Raw genomic sequence first — 17938 nt, forward strand, 5'->3', positions numbered from 1 at the left:
TGCGAGCGAAGCGAAGCAATCCAGAATCTTTCCGCGGAAAGACTCTGGATTGCTTCGTCGCTTCGCTCCTCGCAATGACGAGTGCGGCGAGACCTACTTCGCAGCTTCCGTGGCCATCACCGGGCGCACCGGATCGCCTTCGCGCAGGATCGCGCCGGCGCGGGCGACGACGATATCGCCTTCGTTGAGGCCGTCGCGAACCTCGATATTGCCGCCCGACATCAGCCCGATCTCGACCCGCTTGGTCTCGACGCGGTTGCGGCGGATCACCTGCACCACGGTGCCGGCGGTGGAGTACTGCACCGAGGTCAGGGGCACCGCGACGTTGCAGCTCTGCCCGGTCTTGATCAGCGCGCGCCCGCTCGCGTTCAGCAGCAACCGCTTCTGCGAGGAGATGCCGATATAGACCATGCCCTGCTGGATGTTCGGCTCGACGGTCGGTCCGATGCGGCGCACCTTGCCGTCGAGATCGCCCGCGCCGGCAATGCGCACGCTCGCCTGCTGGCCGACCGCGAGCTTGCGAATATCGGTGGTCGCGACCAGGCCGACGAGATCATATTCGCTGCGCGCCACGATCGTGAACAGCGCCTCGCCCTTGGCCGAGGCGAGGTTGCCGATCTGCGCGGTCGACGTCGCGATCACGCCCGCCACGGGGGCGGTGACCTGAAGCGTGCCACCTTCGGGCAGTGCCAGCCGTGCCAGCACCTGGCCGGCCGTGGTGGTGTCGCCGGCTTCCGCCAGCACGTCCGTGACCTTCAGGCCGGGACGTTCCGGCCGCACGGAGGTCTCCTCGCGCGCGATGATCGTGCCGGTGGCCTCGACGATGTCGGAGAAGCAGGATTTTGCGACCTTCAGCACCGTGACCGCGGGCCCCTTGGGCGCGTCGTCATCGGCGGCGCGCGCGGGCTGGGCGGACAGCAGAACCAGTCCGGCGAGAGCAACGAGTTTTTGGGAAAAGGAACGCGCAGGCAATGGACGCATCGGTCATTCCGGTTGGGGCCTTGACGGCCTCATCGTTAGCAGAAGCAACCGCAGCGGACCATGGGCCGGCCGGATGAGAATGCCGCAGCGCAGGCGGCGCGATGCCGCCTGTTGAATTAGTCGTGGCGCGAGCCAAGAGGTTCGCCGCCCCTTACCCTCCCCCTCCAGGGGAGGGTGAGTTCACGGCAAACTCAAAAACTCCACCCAGTTCGGCTTCTTGCCGGTGGGATAGGATTTCAGCTTGGCGAGCGCGCCGCTGCTCTGGTCGATCGCATAGACCGTCATGCTGTCGGAGAGCTCGCCGACCGCGGCGAGGTAACGCCCCGACGGATCGATGTGGAAGCCGCGCGGCTGCTTCTCCGTCGGCACGCTGCCGATCGTGGTCAGCTTGCCGCTTGTTGCGTCGACCTTGTAGCCGGCGAGCGTGTTGGTGGTGCGCTCGGAGGCGTAGAGGAAGCGGCCGTCCGGGGTGATGTGGATGTCGGCGGCCCAGGGCTTTTTATCAGGCTCCTTGCCGGAAAAGCCTTCCGGCAGCGCGGTGGTGCGCTGGATCTCGTCCCAGGCGCCGCTATTGGCCTCATAGCTGAACGCCGCGACGTCGCCGTTCAGTTCATGGACGAGATAGACGAATTTGCCGTTGGGGTGGAACACGAAGTGTCGCGGTCCCGATTTCTCCGGCACCTTGGTCACCGGCGGATCGCTCGGCGTCAGCGTGCCCGCCACCGCATCGAACGCGAAGGTCAGCACCTGATCCGAACCGAGATTGGTCGCGAACACGAAGCGGTTGTCGGGCGAGGGCAGGAAGGCGTGCGCATTCAGCCCGGTCGGAATCACCTGCTTCGGCTCGGCCACGACGCCGTTCGGGCTGAGTGGATTCAGCGCGACCTTGTTGCCGCCATAGGAGGCGCTGAACAGGAATTTGCCGCCGCGGTCGGCCGCGATGTTCGCCATGCTGTCGGCGAGCGGTCCGTTGCCGATATGGCTGAGCTGGCCCGTCTTGGGATCGATCGCGAAGCTCACCGCGAGGAATGGCTGCGAGCGCACGCCGGCAATCAGCACGCGGTGGTCGGGCGTGATCGCGAGCGGTGTCGAGGAGCCGGGCTTGTCGACGCCGGTGAAGGCGGCGGTCTGCACCGGTGTCATCTCGCCGCTCTCGGCCAGCTTGAACACGCTGATGTCGTTGCTGTCGGCGTTGCCGACATAGGCGAAGGTCTCGGCCATGCCGGGGCGGACTCCAGGAACGAGGGTGAGGAAGGCGATTGTGATGGCGGTCGCAGCGCGTGGCGCGATGCGGCGTGTCGGTCTCGACATGGGGCTCCTCCTTGCAGCGTTACGGCCTTGTCGTTTTGCCGTGCAGGATAGCGGGTGCCGTGCCGCGGTACCAAATTCCAGTTGGGATCGATCGATGCCGAAATTGTATCGGTCGCGCGGGTGGCTACCGCACTGCGGCCGTCTGGCTGCGGGAGGGCAGATGCGGGCCGGACGCAGTGTTGGGTGCCCCGAGCAGGCCCCACACGGCCACCGCGAGCAGCGCGCAGGTCAAAATGGTCCAGGCGACCAATCGCTTCCGCATCAGGTCCATCCGTCGTTTGAAGCCCCCGGGGCCCGGGCATGATCGTGCACTGCAAACGGCGACGATCCTATGAACTCGTTCACAGGCACAACATCGCATCGGCATTGCGAACCAATGCCGCGGAAGTGCATTGACCCATATGCCCCGTGAAAACGACCTCGAAGGCAAGCCCGACATGGGCGGCAAGCATGGCGGCCAGAAAGGCCAGCCCAAGCCGCCGCCGCGCCCGCGCGAGGGTCCGCGCGATGAGGACGTCGTGGCAAAGCGCCACACCGGCCAAACCGATCGCACGCTGCCGGCGACCAAACAAAAATAGCGCCGTATTTCGCGCGCCGGGAACATCAGCCTCGCCTTGCCGTTATGCTGATCCCGCAAGCGGACGAGGTCGAACCGGAGGCTGGCACGTGTTTTGGATCTATTGGAACACCGCTTGGTCGCTCATCATCAGCGGCATCATGTTCACCACCATCGTCACCCATCCCGACGCCGAGTTCGCCGAGATCCGGGCGGCAAAGCAGTCGAAGTGAGCGCCCGCGCCTGAGGCCCGATCTTCAGGGCTTGATCTCCAGGGCTTGATCTCAAAGGCTTGATCTCAAGGGCTTGCCGGCACATCGGCAGCTGCGGCGCTTCGATCGCGAGGCTTCACGCGATCCGGTCGACGTGTGGCCAAGGCTTTGCAGGCAAGGCTTTATCGATTGACAGGGCCGCGCGAGAGTGGTCACGTGACAGCAGGAAGTTGCATCGCTGTGACAAGCGCATCGACTTGTCCGAAGCTGGCGACCAAAGTCGCAGCGCTATCCTCAAAATCGCAATGAAGCTCCTGCGCAATTGGCTGCATGCAGGGCGTGTCGCATTTGCAGCCCCAAGCGAGGAGGATCGATGCAGGTACTCGTCAGAGACAACAATATCGAACAGGCACTCCGTGTTCTCAAGAAGAAGATGCAACGCGAAGGCGTCTTCCGGGAAATGAAGCAGCGGCGTTCCTACGAAAAGCCTTCGGAGAAAAAGACTCGCGAGAAATCCGACGCGGTTCGGCGCGCCCGCAAGCTCGCGCGAAAGCAGGCAATCCGGGAAGGATTGCTGCCCGCGCCGCCGAAGAAGAAGCCTTTTGAGCGCAAGCCGCCCCTGCCGGAGGTCAAGGCTCGGGTCCCTATAGCCTGAAGTCGATGCCTCGCAGCACGATGCCGGGCGGCGTGCCTTCGAACTCCGTCGCGCGATATTTGCTCGCCGCACGTGCTTCGATGCGATCGCGCAGGCGAGTGAACTGGGCTTCACGTTGCTCGGGCCTGACCTGCGGGCTGGGCTCGAGGTAGTCCATCGCCGATGTCGAGATTGCGCAAGGAATCTCCCTGGCGCCGTCATGCATCGAGAACCTGACGATCATCCGATCGTATTCGTGGCTGATGAAGCGGCCGCTGGTCAATGTCATGGTTTACTCCGTCACCTGATTGCTTCTTGGCACGATCGCCCCCTCAAATGATCGCCGCCCGATCCCCGGTCGGCCGCAGCATGGCGCGTGTCGAGACCGCAGGCGGCCGTCGTTTGCCTCACTCATCCCCCGACAGCCGGACGAAATCGTCAAACAGCGCTGCCACCAGCGCGCGGTGTCGTGTGTCCTCGGCGGGCAGGCTCGCAGCATAGAGGTTGAGCAGATGGCGCGCTTTCACCGCCGCCTCCGGCCAGGACGTCGCGGGCACCGTCATCATGCGGTTCTCGAGATCGGCCTCGCGCTCGCGCAGCTCCCTGACATTGGCCTCGACCTCGGCCAGCGCGCGGCGCAGGTCGGTCGCCTTCTGCGCGGCCATGCCGCGGTGCTTGTCGAGATCGACGGTGCGGTCAGTCATTGGTCGCGCTCGCGTCTGCGGCCTGCGCGTTCGCAAGATCAACCGAGCCGATCGACAGCATCTCCATGGCGCCGCGGGGGCCTTCGGCAGGCACGGTGATCATCGTGGCAACGCGGCGATAGGCCGCGAAGGTCAGGCCCTCGATCGTCTCCTCGTCAGTGACGACGTCATAGGCGCCGGCCGGCAAGATGCGCTCGACGCCGCGGATGCGGAACGGATGCCTGAAGGTGACGGTTTCTCGCCGCGAGCGGATGGTCATGCACGCCTGCCTTTCGCAAGTGAAGCCCCAACCGGTGCCGGCTGTCACGACCATGCGCGCATGCCACGGCAATAGCCAGCACTATCGTCGCCGCGCCGGCAAGCGACGATGTTACGGCGCAGCCGTCATTTGCGCGGTATTTTAACCCTCGCTATCGGCTCGGTGCGGGCGTAGGGTCGTCACCGCACGTCTCAACGACTTCGACCGGTGACTGAGGGTCACGTGTGCTCCCGCCGAAGGCTTCGCAGGAGCGTTCGATGGCGCGAGTTCGCATCGCGGATCGGATCGTGCCGCCGGTCATCGTTCCGCTGTTTCTTCTGCTTCTCGTCTGCGCGGGCGGCATCCTCAATGGCTAGGGCAACAATTGTGCCGTATCTGATCAGTGGAACCAACGAATACGGCAGTTCCAATCTCGGTCGCGGCAATGCGATGGTCGCGCGGCGCCTCGCGCGAAAATTGCTGCGCGAAGGCTACATGGACGTCAAGGTCTGCACCCCTCGTGGACGGCTGCTGCAATCGGATGAGCTCGACGAGCTCAAACCACCAATGGAGAGCGACATGGCAAAGGGCCAGCAACGCAGTAATCGCGAAACCAAGAAGCCGAAGAAGGAAAAATCCAAGGTGATCGCCGCGGCCCCGAGCCGCAAGGAAGCCGCCTGGCAACCGGATTTCGGACCGGCGAAGAAGAAGTAGCGAGGCGCCGACACAAGGGCGCAGAGAAAAAGTGCGCGCGCTAAGCCGCCGCCGCCTGCGCCGACAGCAGCTGCCGCAACTTGGCCGCAGGCACGGCCGGGCTGAACAGCCAGCCCTGCATCTGGCTGCAGAAGCTGCGGTCGATCTTGATCTCGCCGCAGGTCGCGCTCGGCTTGCGCGCCACGATTCTTTTCTTTCCCCAAATCCCTTGATTTTAATCAATGCGACGTCGCGTTGCCGACCATTGTTAGCGTGGTGCCTGGGGGCCGCTTACCTAGGAGTTCACCGATGATGAAAATAGTAGTGATCGGAACAGCTGCGCTCCTTCTTGCCGCACCATCGATTGCCAACGCGCAATCTCCGTCCCCTGCGACGCCGGAACGGCTGAACACAGTGGACCGGAGTACATTGATGGACATGCGGATCGATCTGACCAAGGCCGCGTTGCAGCTGACACCTGACCAGGAAAAACTCTGGCCGCCTGTCGAGAGCGCCATTCGTGCCAGGGCGGAAGATCGGAAGGCCCGTGTTGCAAAGATCTCGGAAACAGTGGGTAGACGGGCCGACCAAAATGCCGTCGAAACCATGCGTAATCGTGACCCCATCGCCTTCTTGCAACGACGCTCGGAGGCATTGGCTCAACGATCCGCCGATCTGGATAAACTCGCCGAGGCGTGGCAGCCACTCTACAAGACCCTCAGTCCCGAACAGAGGCAGCGCATGGGGGCCCTCGCGGTCCTTGTGCTTCATGACATGAGCGATGTCGTGGAACGACGTCGTGCGCAGGCCGAGGACGAGGACTGAAGCAGGATGTCGATCCATACCCGCCGCGCGACGGTCTGGACCTGCGCGGCTAATTAACTTTAAGCCTGGGGATGTCCCCTTTGCCAAGGTCGACATCCCCGGGCCATATGCGCGACTGTCGGGGGGCCGCGTTCGTTCGAACTAACCCTCGGATTGATCGGCGACGTCTCCCAGTTTGTGGACCTCGACGCGCACTGACATGCCGAGGCTGTCCTCGGAGCTTCCGAACCATGATCCCGAAAGGGGCACGGCCTGAGCGGGGTGCCGCGCGAGCGCGACGGGGATGAGATCGAATCCGGCGTTGATGTGATTGGTCGGATCGTAGTTCATCCAGCCGGCGCCGGGCAGGAACACCTGCAGCCACGCGTGGGTGGCGCCCGAACCGGTCATCCCGATCTCGCCCCCATCGAGCGCCGCATCATAAATGTAACCGCTGACAAAGCGGGCCGCGAAGCCAAGCCGGCGCAACGCCTCGATCATGAGCCACGCATAGTCCCTGCACGTTCCGGACCTTGAGTGCAAAGTTTGCGCGGGTGGGAGGGTCCCCTCCGCCTCCCGCGCCTGGTAGGTGAATTCGTCGCGGAAGGCGTCGAGCATCTGCTGGAGAGCGCCGATCGTTTTGCCGTTGACGACAAAGCTCCTGGCCCACTCCGCGAGGGCGAGATCAAGGTCCTCTGTGTGCGGGCGCATGAAGCCGGCGAGGTCGTTCCACTCATCCGGCGTGTACTGCACAGGGGCTCGCTCGGCTCGTCGCTCCAGCACGAACTGCCCCACGTCCTTGGCCCCGAAATGAATGCCCCGAAACTGAAACGTAAAGGTCAGCTCCCTGCCGGGCTCCTCGATCTCGATCTCGGCTACGCTGTTGGAAAGGCTGTCGCTAATCCAGCGGATTCGAGAGCCAAGATTGGTGCTTGCGGACCAGCTCAGCAAACGGCCCCCCGTTCCGGGTCTCGGCAAAAACATTGCGCGATGCATGCCAAACGTCACCGGCTTGGCATAGCTGTAGGTGGTGGTGTGCTTGATCTCGAAGAGAATGCCCATCGCACCTCCGAGCTTGATCGAATGACTCCTGGGCGAGCGCGCCATCAGGTCGATGTCGTCATTCCGATACCGCGCGGCATCTGCTCGATTCGCGCGGTTGAAGAGACGAAAGCAGCTTTCGTGTTCGCTGCGCATGCGAATGCGTCAGCGTCGTTGCCTATCCAGGCAAATAAGCGCCCGTGGAGCGCCGGTTGGCTCTGCGATCAGAACGAGCTGCGAGGCCTGAGTGAAGCTGCTCGGGACCACGACATCGAACTCGAGGTCCGGAAGTGTCTCAGCGACACACGTAGGCGCCATTCACCAGCACGCGCACACAGGCTGTACCGGCGGCCGCCGCACCGACCGCAGCTCCCCCTACGACTGCCCGTCGCGTCTGTCTGCGCGCAACGCCTGCGACGCTCACCGGCGTCGCCGGTCGTCCGACCCTCGCTTCTGCGCCCTGTATAAGCGACAGGCCGTCGCTCTCCGACCAATTGATCGCGCCAAATCCGCATGCCAGCCCGATTGCTACGAATGCGACCCGCATTCCACCAGTCCGCTTCATCATGAGCCTCCTCGTGGTCAGTGTGTGCCTTGCCTGCCGAGACTTCCCCCATGGCGAACGCGTCGCTTGATCCACATCAACGGCGCGAAGCTATCTTGGACGAGGTTGCCATTCGGAAGTTTGGCAAAAGCTGCATAGCGCACGATATAATCCCGAGCCTTCGTGCTCTCGGAGCTATGCTGAGCCGCGGAGCACGACGCAGCGAAGCCTTCTCCGAGGCAGGTGCGTCCTCGACAGAAGGCGGTGAAACGGCGCATGCCGCCCGAGATTTGAGAAGGCCTGCCATGCTCGAAGGTCTGATCTATCTGGTCATCAACATCGTTGTCGTTGGTCTCGTGATTTGGCTATTGCGCTTCTTGATCGAGTTGAACCCCCTTGGCGGACCTTTGCGGCGCGTCGCCAACGTCGCGGTGGTGGTGATGGGTGTACTGATAATCGTCATGTTGCTCATGAACTTCGTGGGCAAGCATCTCATCGCCTAGCGCTCGCATGGCCTCAGGGCCTGTCAAACTCTAAGCCCGCAGAGTCCAGGCATGACGGGCTTACAGCCTCGTCTCTCCATCAAGGCTGCTCGCAGGTTTGAGGAGCGAAACAGCCGTGACGCCGTGCCAATCGTCCTCAGGCGGATGCAAATTGCTCATCATCCAACCCATGACGATTGGGGATGTCAGCGGATCAGAAGAATACTCATTTGACGAACGAGGTTTGCAGCCCGCCGTGAGCCACGCGCGCACATTGATGCGCGGGCGCTCGCCCCGCAGGGAACACAATTGTCGCCATCCCCGGACAAGCATGATCGACCTGTACTGCTCTGGAGCCCACCGAACCGACCTGCGGGTGCACACTTACGCGAGAGGTCGGTCACTCATTAGGAGCTTGAAATTGCTGCTCGCGCCATTGTCCGAAAGGGAAGCTGCGGTAACGGGTGACGCCTGCGTAGCTTCGCCAGTGTTAACTCCTGCCGACGCGACGAACTAGTTTTTCGCGCGTTGGAACTGCGGGAGGCCGATCAGATGCCAGCGCGATGGTGGTTCACTGGTACAGCGCGCAAACGCCTGCATTCCATCGTACGCACCTGCGGACGTCCCGGCGGGTCTGGCGGATTGTGGTTCTGGCTACGCACGCGCCGCCAACCATTGTCCTACCTGGCCCGCAGCCGGCAGCGACTTGCGTGATGAGATCGTCCGAATGAATCGGCGCGCGTGGCATTGCCTGCGTCGATGACGCGATGGCTAACGCAAAACCTGCAACAGCAAATAACCTGATCATCGTCACTCTCCTTTTGAAATCACGCAAAGCAAGGCTGGTGCCTTTCGAAGGCAACATCAATCCACATGCAGGACCAGGAAGAGTTTGATCTGGAGGCGGCCGTTTGGACCGCCTCCTGGTCGCTGCGTGTTTCCTTGCGGACCGACCTACATGGTTCCGTCGCCGCCCTTGATCAGTATGCCGGGCGTGCAACCAATTCCGTTGCTTTGCGCACAATCACTTGTTAGCGCGACCCTTTAGATCAGGATGCCATAACGTCGCTGATACCCTGACGGGCCGAAGTCCTTGTCCGCTTCACCGGCGTTCGTCTGTGTTTTACGGACAGCGGAACGGCAAGCCGTTGGCGCCTGTGACCAAAGTCCCCGATGTGCAGGCCATGCCGGCGGGCGTTATGTACCAGCCACTGCTGTCGCTGGCTGTGGACGCAGGATAGTAGGCATTAGCTCCCAAGGCTCCACCACCGTAGGAAGGCCCACCTCTGTCGGGACTCACGCCCGTAACTCCATAGTTGTCGACACCTGTATCGTAAGGGCTGCCTCCCCATCCCCAGTTGGGGGATGTGGCCGCCACTGCAGCAGCCGTGCCTACGGCGGCCGCGCCGGCGACGCCGGCGCCGACCACGCCGGCACCATACCCGTACGCAGCCCGCCGGTTTTGTCGGCGAGCAACACCTGCAACGCTCATTGGGGTTAGCGGTCGACCAACCCGTGCTTGGGCACTCTCCACCGACAAGGAGACGCCGCGTTGTTCAGACCAGCTAAACGAGAACAGTGCCGCGCATGCGACAGTTGAGCCCGCAATTGCAAGTTTTGTTAGAAGCATCTGGCTCATGAACTTGCTCCATGACTGGCTTGCCCCATGCTGAAAAGATGCTGCCTCACCGCCGGGGCGGCATTGCGCTAGATCAAAGTTGGACGAGGGGGCTTGCGAGCCTCGGATGAGGCAGAGGCTCTGACGCTACCGACGAGTTTTCTTCGATGGTGCGGATCGAACCAGCCGAGCCCGTGAAGCGAGAACGGACAGCGCCTTCAAATTGAAAGAGGCGGCGATCGCGCCGCCTCTCGTTGCAGTCCGCGTGCTTACTGGCAGACGTACATGATTCCGTCGCCGCCCTTGATCAATGTGCCGGGCGTGCAACCAATGCCGTTGAGCTTCGCATAGCTATCCCAACCGTCGTAGCAGGTATAGGAAGCACGCCCAAAGACTCCAACCGTCGTGCCGTACCCGTACCCGGTCCCGCCGCCGGCCCCACACCAGGGGCCGCCAGCGTAGTAGGTTCGCACCGCGTACCAGGGCAGACCGGTTTGATCGGGTACGTAGTGACTATAGGGATACGGGCTGACATAGAGCCGCCTCGCCTGGGCACTCTCAACTGACAGCGAGATCCCGCGTTGCTCAGACCAGTCAACGGTGAACAGTGCTGCAAAGGCGATAGTCGACGTTGCAATTGCAAAAGTTCTGAAAGCTGTCTGCTTCATCGTTTTGCTCCTATGCTGTCGTCCCCCTTTGCATAAGAAGCCTGTCGGTTGACGCCGACATTGACAAGGATCAATTTGGTCTGCCTCGTGACTGAACGTTAGATTGTGTCTTAAAGGATTTGTGCACGCAATCGTGCGCAAGGGGCAGCCGAGAGAGGTTGATGCGTCGCGCTCTCTGGTGTGTTTGCTCGGTGTTACGTCGAGGCTGAGGTGGGTTGGCGCATCGCTTCAGGCACGACAGGATTTGTTGCGAAATCGTGTCGCGCCCGAATGATATCGCCGCGCTAAGCCGCCACCGCCTGCGCCGATAACAGCTGCCTCAGCTTCGCCGCCGGCACGGCCGGGCTGAACAGCCAGCCCTGCATCTGGCTGCATCCGAGCTGGCGCAGCACCTCGCGCTGGGCTTCGGTCTCGACGCCTTCGGCCGTCGTCGCCATGTGGCGGGCGGCCGCCATGTGCACCACCGCCTGCACGATCGGGGACGAATCCTCGGACTGGCCGATGTCGCTGATGAAGCTGCGGTCGATCTTGATCTTGTCGAACGGGAAGCGGTGCAGATAGCTCAGCGACGAATAGCCGGTGCCGAAATCGTCGAGCGCGATGCGCACGCCGAGCTCGCGCAGCTGCTGGAGAATCGTCAGCGCCTCCTCGTCGTCGCGAATGAGGACGGTCTCGGTGACCTCGAGCTCGAGCCGTCCGGGTGCAAGTCCTGACTCCGCGAGCGCGGCTGCAACCTTGAGCGCCAGCGTCCTGGCGCGGAACTGCACCGGCGAGACGTTGACCGCGACGTGGATATCGCCGGGCCAGCTCGCGGCCTCGGTGCAGGCCTGCTTCAGCACCCATTCGCCGATCTCGCCGATCAGTCCGGTTTCTTCCGCGACCGGAATGAAATCGGCGGGCGAGATCATGCCGCGCTCGGGATGGCGCCAGCGCAGCAGCGCCTCGCAGCCGTTCACCACATTGGCCGCGAGATCGACCAGCGGCTGGTAATGCACCTCGAATTCGCCGCGGGCGAGGGCCTGGCGCAGGTCGAGCTCGAGCTGGCGGCGCAGCCGCGCCTTGGCGTCGTATTCGGGCACGAAGAGGCGGAAGGTGCGGCGGCCCTCGGACTTCGCGGCATACATCGCGAGATCGGCGCGCTTGAGCAGATCGTCGAGATTGTCGCCGTGATCCGGCGCGATCGCGATGCCGATGCTGGCATCGGTCGGGATCTCCTGGCCCTTGCAGTCCACGGGCGTGCGCAGCGCTTTCAGGATGTTTTCGGCAAGCGCCGTCAGCTCGGCCCGGTCGCTGGTGCCGGCCTTGACGATGGCGAATTCGTCGCCGCCCAGGCGCGCGACGAGATCGTTGCCGCTGACGCAGGCGCGCAGGCGGTTGGCGACCTGGCGAAGCAGCTCGTCGCCAACCTCGTGGCCAAGCGAATCGTTGACGCCCTTGAACTCGTCGACGTCGATGTAGAGGATCGCGAACGGCTGGCCATGGGCAAGCTCCGCGATGCGGCGTTCCAGATGGCCGCGCATCAGCACGCGGTTGGGCAGGTCGGTCAGCGCGTCGTAATGCGCCATATGCGCGATGCGCTCGTCGGCGCGGATGCGTTCGGTGACGTCGTCGTGCGTTGCGAGCCAGCCGCCGGCGGCGCCGGGCTGGTTCTTGATCTCGATCAGGCGGCCGTCCGCGGTCTCGACGACGGCGCTCTGGGTTCGCCCGGCATTGCTCAGAATGTCGTCGCAATAGGTCGCGACGTCACCGTGGAACGATCCGGTGTCATGGCGATGCTGGATCACGTCGCGGAAATAGGCGCCGGGCTTCACAACGTCGGCCGACAGTCCGTACATCTCGATGTAGCGCCGGTTGCAGACGATCAGCCGCTCGTCCCGGTCGAACATCAACAGGCCTTGCGTCATGGTGTTCATCGCGGTGTCGAGCTGCTGCTTCTCCGCGGCGAGCCTGCGCGTCATCTGGCGGAAGATCAGGTACAGAGTGAGCACGAGCAGGCCGATCGACAGCACGGCGACGGCGACGAAGAATTTTGTCTGCGTCCGCCAGGTCGCCAGCGTCGCGTCCAGCGATTTGGTTGCGACCACGACCAGCGGCTCGCCGGTCAGGAGGCGCGCGGCGACGATGCGGTCCTTGCCGTCGATCGGGCTGGCGAGCTGCGTCGTGACGAAGGTGCGCTCGAACACCGCCATCTGCTCGCGCGTGCCGTTGCGAAAGTTCTGTCCGATCATCGCGTCGACATGCGGAACGCGCGCGAGCAGCTGGCCATTCTGGTGGTGCATCGCGATCGAGGATTCCTCGCCGAGCCCGGCCGAGGCGAAGAAGGATTCGAGCTGCTCCGGCGAAATGCCCCGCGACACCATGCCGAGGAATTCGCCGTGGGGACCGGAGACGCGCCGTGCGAAGACGATTGCAGCTCCATTGCCGAGCCGGCCGGGCACGACTTCGATCTCTTCCTGCGAGGCCGGATCGTTCCTGAGGCGATTGAAGTAGTCGCGGTCGGCGACCGAAATATCGGCGACCGGCCAACGCCGCGACGAGTTGATCAGCACGCCCCTGGAATCGAACACATTGGCGCCGGCGACGTCGGACCAGCCGCTGGCTTTGGCGCGCAGCACCTCGTGCATGGCCAGCGTACCCATCTCGCTGCGGAAGACATCGGCGGATGCGATGCCGTGGCTTTCGAGCTCGGCGATGACGCTCTTCTGGAGCACCGCAAAGTCGGCGAATTCGCGGTCGAAATGCCGGGCGAGCATGCGCACGGAGTTTTCCAGGCTGTCGCGGCCGCTCTCGATTGCATTTTGCCGGAAACGATCGACGGTGAGCGCGGTGCCGATGGCCATCGCGACCATCAGCACGAAGCCGCCGGCGATCAGCCACGTCAGCGGCGCGCCCTGCCAACGGCGGAGCAACACGCGCATGCGCGTGGTCCATCGGATTGATGTGCCCATCCAGTCCTCCCGTGGGATGCAAGATGCAGCAAAACCGACAAGAGCCCGTTACCAGTAAGGGTTAGGGAAACATGAATCGGAACGGAATCAGAGGGTTGGTTTCCCTCGATCGGCGGGAGTTCCGCAGGCCGGGGTTACGCTGACGCGCTTCCGGCGGATCACCGACGGATTTCCCACCTCAAGGCTTCCGCATTGGCCTTGGCGAACGTCGCCGGCACGTCGAACTTTCCGGTCTCGAGATCATAGCGGCATTTCCAGCCGCCCAGTCCCTTCATGGCGACGTTCTTGGGATGATTGTCATATTCGCCCGACAGCGAGATCACGAGGTAGCGGTTGTTGGGCCAGTCCATGCCGAGCGAGCGATAGGCCTCTTCCGTACCCTCCATGAGATTGGCCGAGATGTGGAAGTCGAGCTTGGCGAACCGCTTCGTCTCCGGCCGGCCGTAGAAATGGGCCCAGGCGAGATCGCTGAGCGGCTTCTTCGTCGCGTTCGCGAAGGCGCCCTTCTCGACATGGTAGAGATAGAGGTCCTGCTCGCCCGAGCCGGTCTTCTGCATCCGCACCAGCCATTGCGAGTCGCTGGTGAAGCGGAAGCCGGCCCCGTAGCCCTGCTCGGGCTTCAGCTCCGTCATCTGCTCGCCGCGGCGAGCCCAGACCTGCCATTTGACCTCCCAATCGCCGCCGTCCTTCATGTACTGCTCGATCTTGGTGGCTCCATCGGGCGAGGTGAAGGCGAGGCCGGCATTGTCGGTGAGGATGTAGTCCGGCGGCGGGCCGGATGCGGCGAGCGCCGGAGAGGCGACGAGCGTCAGGACAAACGCCAGCCATGGCGCGGGACGGCAAAATGCGGTCACGGGAAAAATCCTTAAAGAATGACCGCGATGCGGCCTCGGTGATTTGACGCCCTCGGCGCCCCGCCGGTTCACGCCGGGCGTGCCGGAACGAAAGGTGCATCATCCCAATGATCGACTTGCTGACGCAGCCAAATCGGCGCAATTTGCCGGCCTCGGTTAATTTGCGACCCAAGGGTTTATTGTCTGATGATCACCGCTTCCAAGGCCTTCATTGCATTCTGCCTGCTCGCGGTGGGCGGCACCCTGCTGGTGATCGGTCCCACCGAGCTGCGCCGCCTGCTGCCGGGCGGCGCGCAGACCGAGACCGCCGTCGGCGCCAAGCTGGAGGCAAAGCCCGAAGCCAAGGCCGAAGCCAAACCAGAGTCGAAGCTGGACGAGCCAAAGCTCGCCGCCAGCGCGCCGCCTGCGCCATCGACGCCCCCGGCCCCCGCGCCGAAGGTGGATGCGCTGGCCGAGACGCAGAAGCAGGTCACGGCGCTGGCCGATCTCGTGCCGGCCAAGCCGCCGGCGGCCACGACCGATGCCGGCCCGCGGTTCGACGTCGCGCGCGTCGACGATCACGGCGAGGCGGCGGTGATCGCGGGTCGCGCCGCGCCGGGTGCACAGGTCGAGCTGCTGCGCGACGGCAAGCCGCTCGACACGGTGGTCGCCGATGCCTCGGGCCAGTTTGTGATGACCCCGTCGCAGCTTCCCGCCGGCTCCTATGAGCTGACCCTGCGGGCGAAAGCGCCCGACGGTACTGTTACCCAGTCGGGCCGCAGCATGCCGGTGATCATCGCTGAAGCCGCGCCGCCGCCCGCGCGCCCGGCGCCGGTCGCGAGACAGGAGCTGAAGCAGGCCGAGAAGCCCGACGACAAGTCTGATGTCGTGGCATCCCTGCCGTCGGCATCGGCGCGCCAGGCATCGGCGCATGACAGGCCCGCGGCTCAGCCGAGATCGATCGGGGCACCGAAGCCCAGGGTCATGGCGCGGGCACCCGCGGCCACGACCGTTGCATCGGCCTCGCCGGCGGAAATCATCAGCGGTGCACCGGCAGAAGCAGGCGCCAACCGGATCATCTCCCGCGGCGACAGCCTGTGGGCTCTCAGCAAGCTCGCTTACGGTGACGGCTCCCGCTACGCGGTGATCTTCAACGCCAACCGCGGCAAGATCCACAACCCCAACCTGATCTATCCCGGCCAGACTTTTGTGGTGCCGCAGAAGGCGGAGTGAGACCGCATCGGCAACGCGGTGCGCGTTGCGACGCTTTTCCCTCCGTCTCTCCGGAACATTCGGTTCCCCCGCGCGTCATTGTGATGCGACCCAGTGCGCGCTTGGCGCTGGGAGGAGGCCGAGGTGGTCAGGTCCGCTTTCATGTCCGGACGCATGGGATTGGCGATGGCGGGCGCTGCTCTCATGATTGCGGCAGTGCTGCTGCCGAATAAAGCCGAGGCGCAGTTCGGATTCCGCGGCGGCCCGCTCGGTGTCGCGCGCTTTGCCGTCGGCCACGTGATCGGCATGTCGCGCCTGCGCCACGCGCGCATGGCGGTAAGGGGCGGCCGCTACCGCTCCGCCGCGTTGAGGTCGCAGGATCCGCGCGGTGCCGAGCGCGGCCAGCCGGCCAACCCCTACATCCTGCGTGCGGCGCTGACGGCGCAAGCTGCGCTGTCGGGCTGGCACGGTGGCCGCCGCCCGCAGGGCTGGTGGCGCCACCCCGATGGCAGCTATGGCTGGGCGGGCCCGGTGTTCTGGCCGTTCGCGCATGACGACCTCACCACCGCAATCATCCTGGGGGATACGACCAGCCTCTCGCTCTATGGCTATGGCGACATCTACGCCGCGATCTTCGCCCCCTATGCAGCCACGGAGTTCGCCGCCTACACGGCGCCGCAAGGCAGGCGCGCGCGAAAGGTCCCTTCGGTCGAGGCCGTTTGCGATGCCAGCGACACCGGCGGCCTGCCGGTCGACCGTATCGCCGCCCTGGTGCAGCCGAACGAATTGCAGCGCGCAGCGCTCGATGAGCTCGCGACCGCCTGGGTCGCTGCGCGCGGCACCATTCGCACGGCCTGCCCGACGCAGGCCTCCGCGACCGCCGCCTCGGAGCGCCTCGGCCTGATGCGCGCGCGCCTCGAGGCCATGATCAAGGCGACGGACGCAATCGCGCCGCCGCTCGCGAAATTCGTCGATCTCCTCGATGCCGGCCGGAAGGCAAAGCTCGACGCGCTGGCCAATGAGCGCCGTGCCGCGCTTGCGGCCGGCCAGCGCAAGGACGCGCAGGCGCCAGCCGCGTGCGAGGCCGGCTACGATCCCCGCTATGATGTGCAGGCGCAGCGGCAATACGAGCAGCTCGTGCAGCAGCAATGGCCCGCCGGCGAGATCGCGTCCACGCTGAGGCTCGACGACACCGCTCGCGCCCGGCTTGAGGTGCTGCAGGACACCACGCTCCGCACCATGGAGACACTGAGTGCATGCCCGTCCAAGGCTGAGCCCACGCCGCAGGCCCGCCTCACGGCCGTAAAGGCGCGGCTGGAGACGATGCTGCAGGCGGTGAACGGCGTCGCCGACGCGCTCGACGATTTCAAGGCAGACTTGAGCGACGAGCAGAAGGCCGGCTTCGAGGCGATCGGGCCGAAGCGCGGGGTGTGATCAGCCGCATGCCCAGTCGAACTTCATGTCCCTGAAGTCGAGCTGCGCATTGCCGCCGCCGAAATTGTAGCCGCCGAAATATTCCTCGAACTCGATGTAGAACGGGCTCATCTCCGGCACCGCCTGGCACGGCCGCATGGTGCCGCCGAGATGGTTGTGCGCGTGATCCTTGCCCCAGTCGTGCAGGCGGAAATTGTCGCGGCTCGGCACGCCGCCGACATAATAATAGTAGGGCTGATAACCGGTCGGCGGTTTTTGCCTTGTGTGCTCGCCCTGCGGGCCCTTGCCGGCATTGGGATCGGTCGCGCGTGGCACCAGCGCGATCGCGCGGGTCTCGCTGAGATCGGTGCGCGGGGAGCCGGCGAACATCTTCCTCGCGTAAGGCGCCGCGGCCTCGAAGAAGGCACTGGCGCCGCCGACGTCGAGCCAGCGCGGCCGATCTGCTGTCGCAAGCGGAAGCGGTGCCGGCGGCGCCGCGAATGCGCCCGCATATTCGGCTTTGGTCAGCAGCAACGCGGCATATTCGTAGTCGAGAATGTCGGTCATGCGCGAAAGCCTGGGATGCGCTGGTCGCGCCGCCACGGCCTCGCGAATCTCGGGATCATCGGGCGCCCCGCCGTCATTGTGATCGGGCGCGGTGGCGAAGAACGACACCGCAACGATGTCCTCGCCATGCACGCGATAATCGTCCGGCAGCAGAAGCGTAAAACCGTGCATCAGCGGAAAGCCGGTGACGGGATCGAGCGGCCATTGTTCGGATGTGATGCCCGGCGGCAGGCCATAGACCCAACCCTGATCGCGCGCGCGATCAGCGGGACGGTCCAGCATCTGCAAATCATACGCGCGCGAAGGCAAGGCAAACGCCACAGGTCGTCTCCCATCCAAAATCGAGCCTCGACGCCGAGGCGATGGTTAGTCGCGGGGAGGACGGATGTGGTTCGTGGGCGGGGTGTGGGAGATGATGCCATTCTGTCGGTGTTTTGCCCGACGTGTCAAACCACACTGGCACCCGCGTAAGTCATTGA

At 64.2% G+C, this 17938-nt stretch carries 22 protein-coding genes; 9 read left to right on the forward strand and 13 right to left on the reverse strand.

What is annotated here, in order from left to right; translation table 11 throughout:
- Positions 1-93 precede the first annotated feature (93 nt).
- From OWC48_RS11635 to OWC48_RS11645, 3 genes are all read right to left on the reverse strand, one after another.
- Positions 94-981, reverse strand: a complete 888-nt coding sequence (locus tag OWC48_RS11635; protein WP_282520110.1) for an efflux RND transporter periplasmic adaptor subunit — start codon at positions 979-981, stop codon at positions 94-96.
- A 180-nt stretch (positions 982-1161) separates the two neighbouring features.
- A complete protein-coding gene (locus OWC48_RS11640; RefSeq protein WP_282520111.1) occupies positions 1162-2292 on the reverse strand; it encodes a beta-propeller fold lactonase family protein in 1131 nt (376 codons plus the stop codon).
- Positions 2293-2416: 124 nt separating this feature from the next.
- Positions 2417-2554 carry a hypothetical protein gene (locus OWC48_RS11645; protein WP_175627410.1) on the reverse strand — a complete coding sequence of 46 codons (138 nt, stop codon included), beginning with the start codon at positions 2552-2554 and terminating at the stop codon, positions 2417-2419.
- A gap of 130 nt (positions 2555-2684) precedes the next feature.
- Here OWC48_RS11645 and OWC48_RS11650 point away from each other — a divergent pair, with 130 nt between their 5' ends.
- The 3 genes from OWC48_RS11650 to rpsU all read left to right on the forward strand — a co-directional run bounded on the left by OWC48_RS11650 (position 2685) and on the right by rpsU (position 3715).
- Positions 2685-2870, forward strand: a complete 186-nt coding sequence (locus OWC48_RS11650; RefSeq protein WP_282520529.1) for a hypothetical protein — start codon at positions 2685-2687, stop codon at positions 2868-2870.
- 88 nt (positions 2871-2958) lie between these two features.
- On the forward strand, positions 2959-3081 hold the full coding sequence (locus OWC48_RS11655; RefSeq protein WP_282520112.1) for a hypothetical protein: 123 nt from the start codon (positions 2959-2961) through the stop codon (positions 3079-3081).
- Between the two features lie 352 nt (positions 3082-3433).
- Entirely contained in the window at positions 3434-3715 is a 282-nt protein-coding gene (gene rpsU / locus OWC48_RS11660) for a 30S ribosomal protein S21 (protein WP_282520113.1), read from the forward strand.
- On the opposite strand, the gene OWC48_RS11665 is transcribed toward rpsU, so the two are convergent.
- The 3 genes from OWC48_RS11665 to OWC48_RS11675 all read right to left on the reverse strand — a co-directional run bounded on the left by OWC48_RS11665 (position 3705) and on the right by OWC48_RS11675 (position 4657).
- Positions 3705-3983, reverse strand: coding sequence for a DUF1488 domain-containing protein (locus OWC48_RS11665; protein ID WP_282520114.1), 279 nt, complete (start codon positions 3981-3983; stop codon positions 3705-3707). The two genes, rpsU and OWC48_RS11665, sit on opposite strands and share 11 nt — an antisense overlap.
- A gap of 118 nt (positions 3984-4101) precedes the next feature.
- Complete coding sequence (locus OWC48_RS11670) at positions 4102-4398, reverse strand: hypothetical protein (protein WP_282520115.1); 297 nt, start codon at positions 4396-4398, stop codon at positions 4102-4104.
- Positions 4391-4657, reverse strand: a complete 267-nt coding sequence (locus OWC48_RS11675) for a hypothetical protein (protein WP_282520116.1) — start codon at positions 4655-4657, stop codon at positions 4391-4393. Before OWC48_RS11675 ends, OWC48_RS11670 begins: the two co-directional genes overlap by 8 nt.
- Before the next feature lie 348 nt (positions 4658-5005).
- Here OWC48_RS11675 and OWC48_RS11680 point away from each other — a divergent pair, with 348 nt between their 5' ends.
- Positions 5006-5350, forward strand: a complete 345-nt coding sequence (locus OWC48_RS11680) for a hypothetical protein (RefSeq protein ID WP_282520117.1) — start codon at positions 5006-5008, stop codon at positions 5348-5350.
- Between the two features lie 40 nt (positions 5351-5390).
- Here OWC48_RS11680 and OWC48_RS11685 read toward each other — a convergent pair whose 3' ends face one another.
- Positions 5391-5534, reverse strand: coding sequence for a hypothetical protein (locus tag OWC48_RS11685; RefSeq protein ID WP_282520118.1), 144 nt, complete (start codon positions 5532-5534; stop codon positions 5391-5393).
- 104 nt (positions 5535-5638) lie between these two features.
- On the opposite strand from OWC48_RS11685, the gene OWC48_RS11690 reads away from it, so the two are divergent.
- Complete coding sequence (locus OWC48_RS11690) at positions 5639-6154, forward strand: Spy/CpxP family protein refolding chaperone (RefSeq protein WP_282520119.1); 516 nt, start codon at positions 5639-5641, stop codon at positions 6152-6154.
- A gap of 141 nt (positions 6155-6295) precedes the next feature.
- Here the strand turns inward: OWC48_RS11690 and OWC48_RS11695 are convergent, their stop codons facing one another.
- Both OWC48_RS11695 and OWC48_RS11700 read right to left on the reverse strand, forming a co-directional pair.
- The gene (locus tag OWC48_RS11695) at positions 6296-7330 is read right to left on the reverse strand and encodes a transglutaminase family protein (protein WP_282520120.1); all 1035 of its coding nucleotides are present in this window, start codon (positions 7328-7330) and stop codon (positions 6296-6298) included.
- A gap of 139 nt (positions 7331-7469) precedes the next feature.
- Complete coding sequence (locus OWC48_RS11700; RefSeq protein ID WP_282520121.1) at positions 7470-7739, reverse strand: hypothetical protein; 270 nt, start codon at positions 7737-7739, stop codon at positions 7470-7472.
- A 50-nt stretch (positions 7740-7789) separates the two neighbouring features.
- Here OWC48_RS11700 and OWC48_RS11705 point away from each other — a divergent pair, with 50 nt between their 5' ends.
- The gene (locus OWC48_RS11705; RefSeq protein ID WP_282520122.1) at positions 7790-8221 is read left to right on the forward strand and encodes a hypothetical protein; all 432 of its coding nucleotides are present in this window, start codon (positions 7790-7792) and stop codon (positions 8219-8221) included.
- Positions 8222-8967: 746 nt separating this feature from the next.
- A complete protein-coding gene (locus OWC48_RS11710) occupies positions 8968-9096 on the forward strand; it encodes a hypothetical protein (protein ID WP_282520123.1) in 129 nt (42 codons plus the stop codon).
- A 991-nt stretch (positions 9097-10087) separates the two neighbouring features.
- On the opposite strand, the gene OWC48_RS11715 is transcribed toward OWC48_RS11710, so the two are convergent.
- The 3 genes from OWC48_RS11715 to OWC48_RS11725 form a co-directional block, all read right to left on the reverse strand.
- A complete protein-coding gene (locus tag OWC48_RS11715; protein ID WP_282520124.1) occupies positions 10088-10486 on the reverse strand; it encodes a hypothetical protein in 399 nt (132 codons plus the stop codon).
- 284 nt (positions 10487-10770) lie between these two features.
- Positions 10771-13434, reverse strand: coding sequence for an EAL domain-containing protein (locus tag OWC48_RS11720; protein WP_282520125.1), 2664 nt, complete (start codon positions 13432-13434; stop codon positions 10771-10773).
- 158 nt (positions 13435-13592) lie between these two features.
- On the reverse strand, positions 13593-14288 hold the full coding sequence (locus tag OWC48_RS11725) for a hypothetical protein (protein ID WP_282520126.1): 696 nt from the start codon (positions 14286-14288) through the stop codon (positions 13593-13595).
- A 186-nt stretch (positions 14289-14474) separates the two neighbouring features.
- On the opposite strand from OWC48_RS11725, the gene OWC48_RS11730 reads away from it, so the two are divergent.
- Together OWC48_RS11730 and OWC48_RS11735 are read left to right on the forward strand one after the other, a co-directional pair.
- Positions 14475-15500 carry a LysM peptidoglycan-binding domain-containing protein gene (locus tag OWC48_RS11730; RefSeq protein WP_282520127.1) on the forward strand — a complete coding sequence of 342 codons (1026 nt, stop codon included), beginning with the start codon at positions 14475-14477 and terminating at the stop codon, positions 15498-15500.
- A 141-nt stretch (positions 15501-15641) separates the two neighbouring features.
- Positions 15642-16913 (forward strand): Spy/CpxP family protein refolding chaperone, encoded by a 1272-nt coding sequence (locus tag OWC48_RS11735; protein WP_282520516.1) that lies wholly within the window; start codon positions 15642-15644, stop codon positions 16911-16913.
- Here OWC48_RS11735 and OWC48_RS11740 read toward each other — a convergent pair whose 3' ends face one another.
- Positions 16914-17780 (reverse strand): hypothetical protein, encoded by an 867-nt coding sequence (locus OWC48_RS11740; RefSeq protein WP_308776715.1) that lies wholly within the window; start codon positions 17778-17780, stop codon positions 16914-16916.
- Positions 17781-17938 lie beyond the last annotated feature (158 nt).

This window comes from Bradyrhizobium sp. Arg816, from assembly GCF_029989365.1.
Lineage (GTDB): Bacteria > Pseudomonadota > Alphaproteobacteria > Rhizobiales > Xanthobacteraceae > Bradyrhizobium.

Coding starts and splice junctions, on each gene's coding strand:
- OWC48_RS11635 (WP_282520110.1), bottom strand. CDS start 981: ATGCGTCCATTGCCTGCGCGTTCCTTTTCCCAAAAACTCGTTGCTCTC.
- OWC48_RS11640 (WP_282520111.1), bottom strand. CDS start 2,292: ATGTCGAGACCGACACGCCGCATCGCGCCACGCGCTGCGACCGCCATC.
- OWC48_RS11645 (WP_175627410.1), bottom strand. CDS start 2,554: ATGCGGAAGCGATTGGTCGCCTGGACCATTTTGACCTGCGCGCTGCTC.
- rpsU (WP_282520113.1), top strand. CDS start 3,434: ATGCAGGTACTCGTCAGAGACAACAATATCGAACAGGCACTCCGTGTT.
- OWC48_RS11665 (WP_282520114.1), bottom strand. CDS start 3,983: ATGACATTGACCAGCGGCCGCTTCATCAGCCACGAATACGATCGGATG.
- OWC48_RS11670 (WP_282520115.1), bottom strand. CDS start 4,398: ATGACTGACCGCACCGTCGATCTCGACAAGCACCGCGGCATGGCCGCG.
- OWC48_RS11675 (WP_282520116.1), bottom strand. CDS start 4,657: ATGACCATCCGCTCGCGGCGAGAAACCGTCACCTTCAGGCATCCGTTC.
- OWC48_RS11680 (WP_282520117.1), top strand. CDS start 5,006: ATGGCTAGGGCAACAATTGTGCCGTATCTGATCAGTGGAACCAACGAA.
- OWC48_RS11690 (WP_282520119.1), top strand. CDS start 5,639: ATGATGAAAATAGTAGTGATCGGAACAGCTGCGCTCCTTCTTGCCGCA.
- OWC48_RS11695 (WP_282520120.1), bottom strand. CDS start 7,330: ATGCGCAGCGAACACGAAAGCTGCTTTCGTCTCTTCAACCGCGCGAAT.
- OWC48_RS11700 (WP_282520121.1), bottom strand. CDS start 7,739: ATGAAGCGGACTGGTGGAATGCGGGTCGCATTCGTAGCAATCGGGCTG.
- OWC48_RS11705 (WP_282520122.1), top strand. CDS start 7,790: ATGGCGAACGCGTCGCTTGATCCACATCAACGGCGCGAAGCTATCTTG.
- OWC48_RS11710 (WP_282520123.1), top strand. CDS start 8,968: ATGGCTAACGCAAAACCTGCAACAGCAAATAACCTGATCATCGTCACT.
- OWC48_RS11715 (WP_282520124.1), bottom strand. CDS start 10,486: ATGAAGCAGACAGCTTTCAGAACTTTTGCAATTGCAACGTCGACTATC.
- OWC48_RS11720 (WP_282520125.1), bottom strand. CDS start 13,434: ATGGGCACATCAATCCGATGGACCACGCGCATGCGCGTGTTGCTCCGC.
- OWC48_RS11730 (WP_282520127.1), top strand. CDS start 14,475: ATGATCACCGCTTCCAAGGCCTTCATTGCATTCTGCCTGCTCGCGGTG.
- OWC48_RS11735 (WP_282520516.1), top strand. CDS start 15,642: ATGTCCGGACGCATGGGATTGGCGATGGCGGGCGCTGCTCTCATGATT.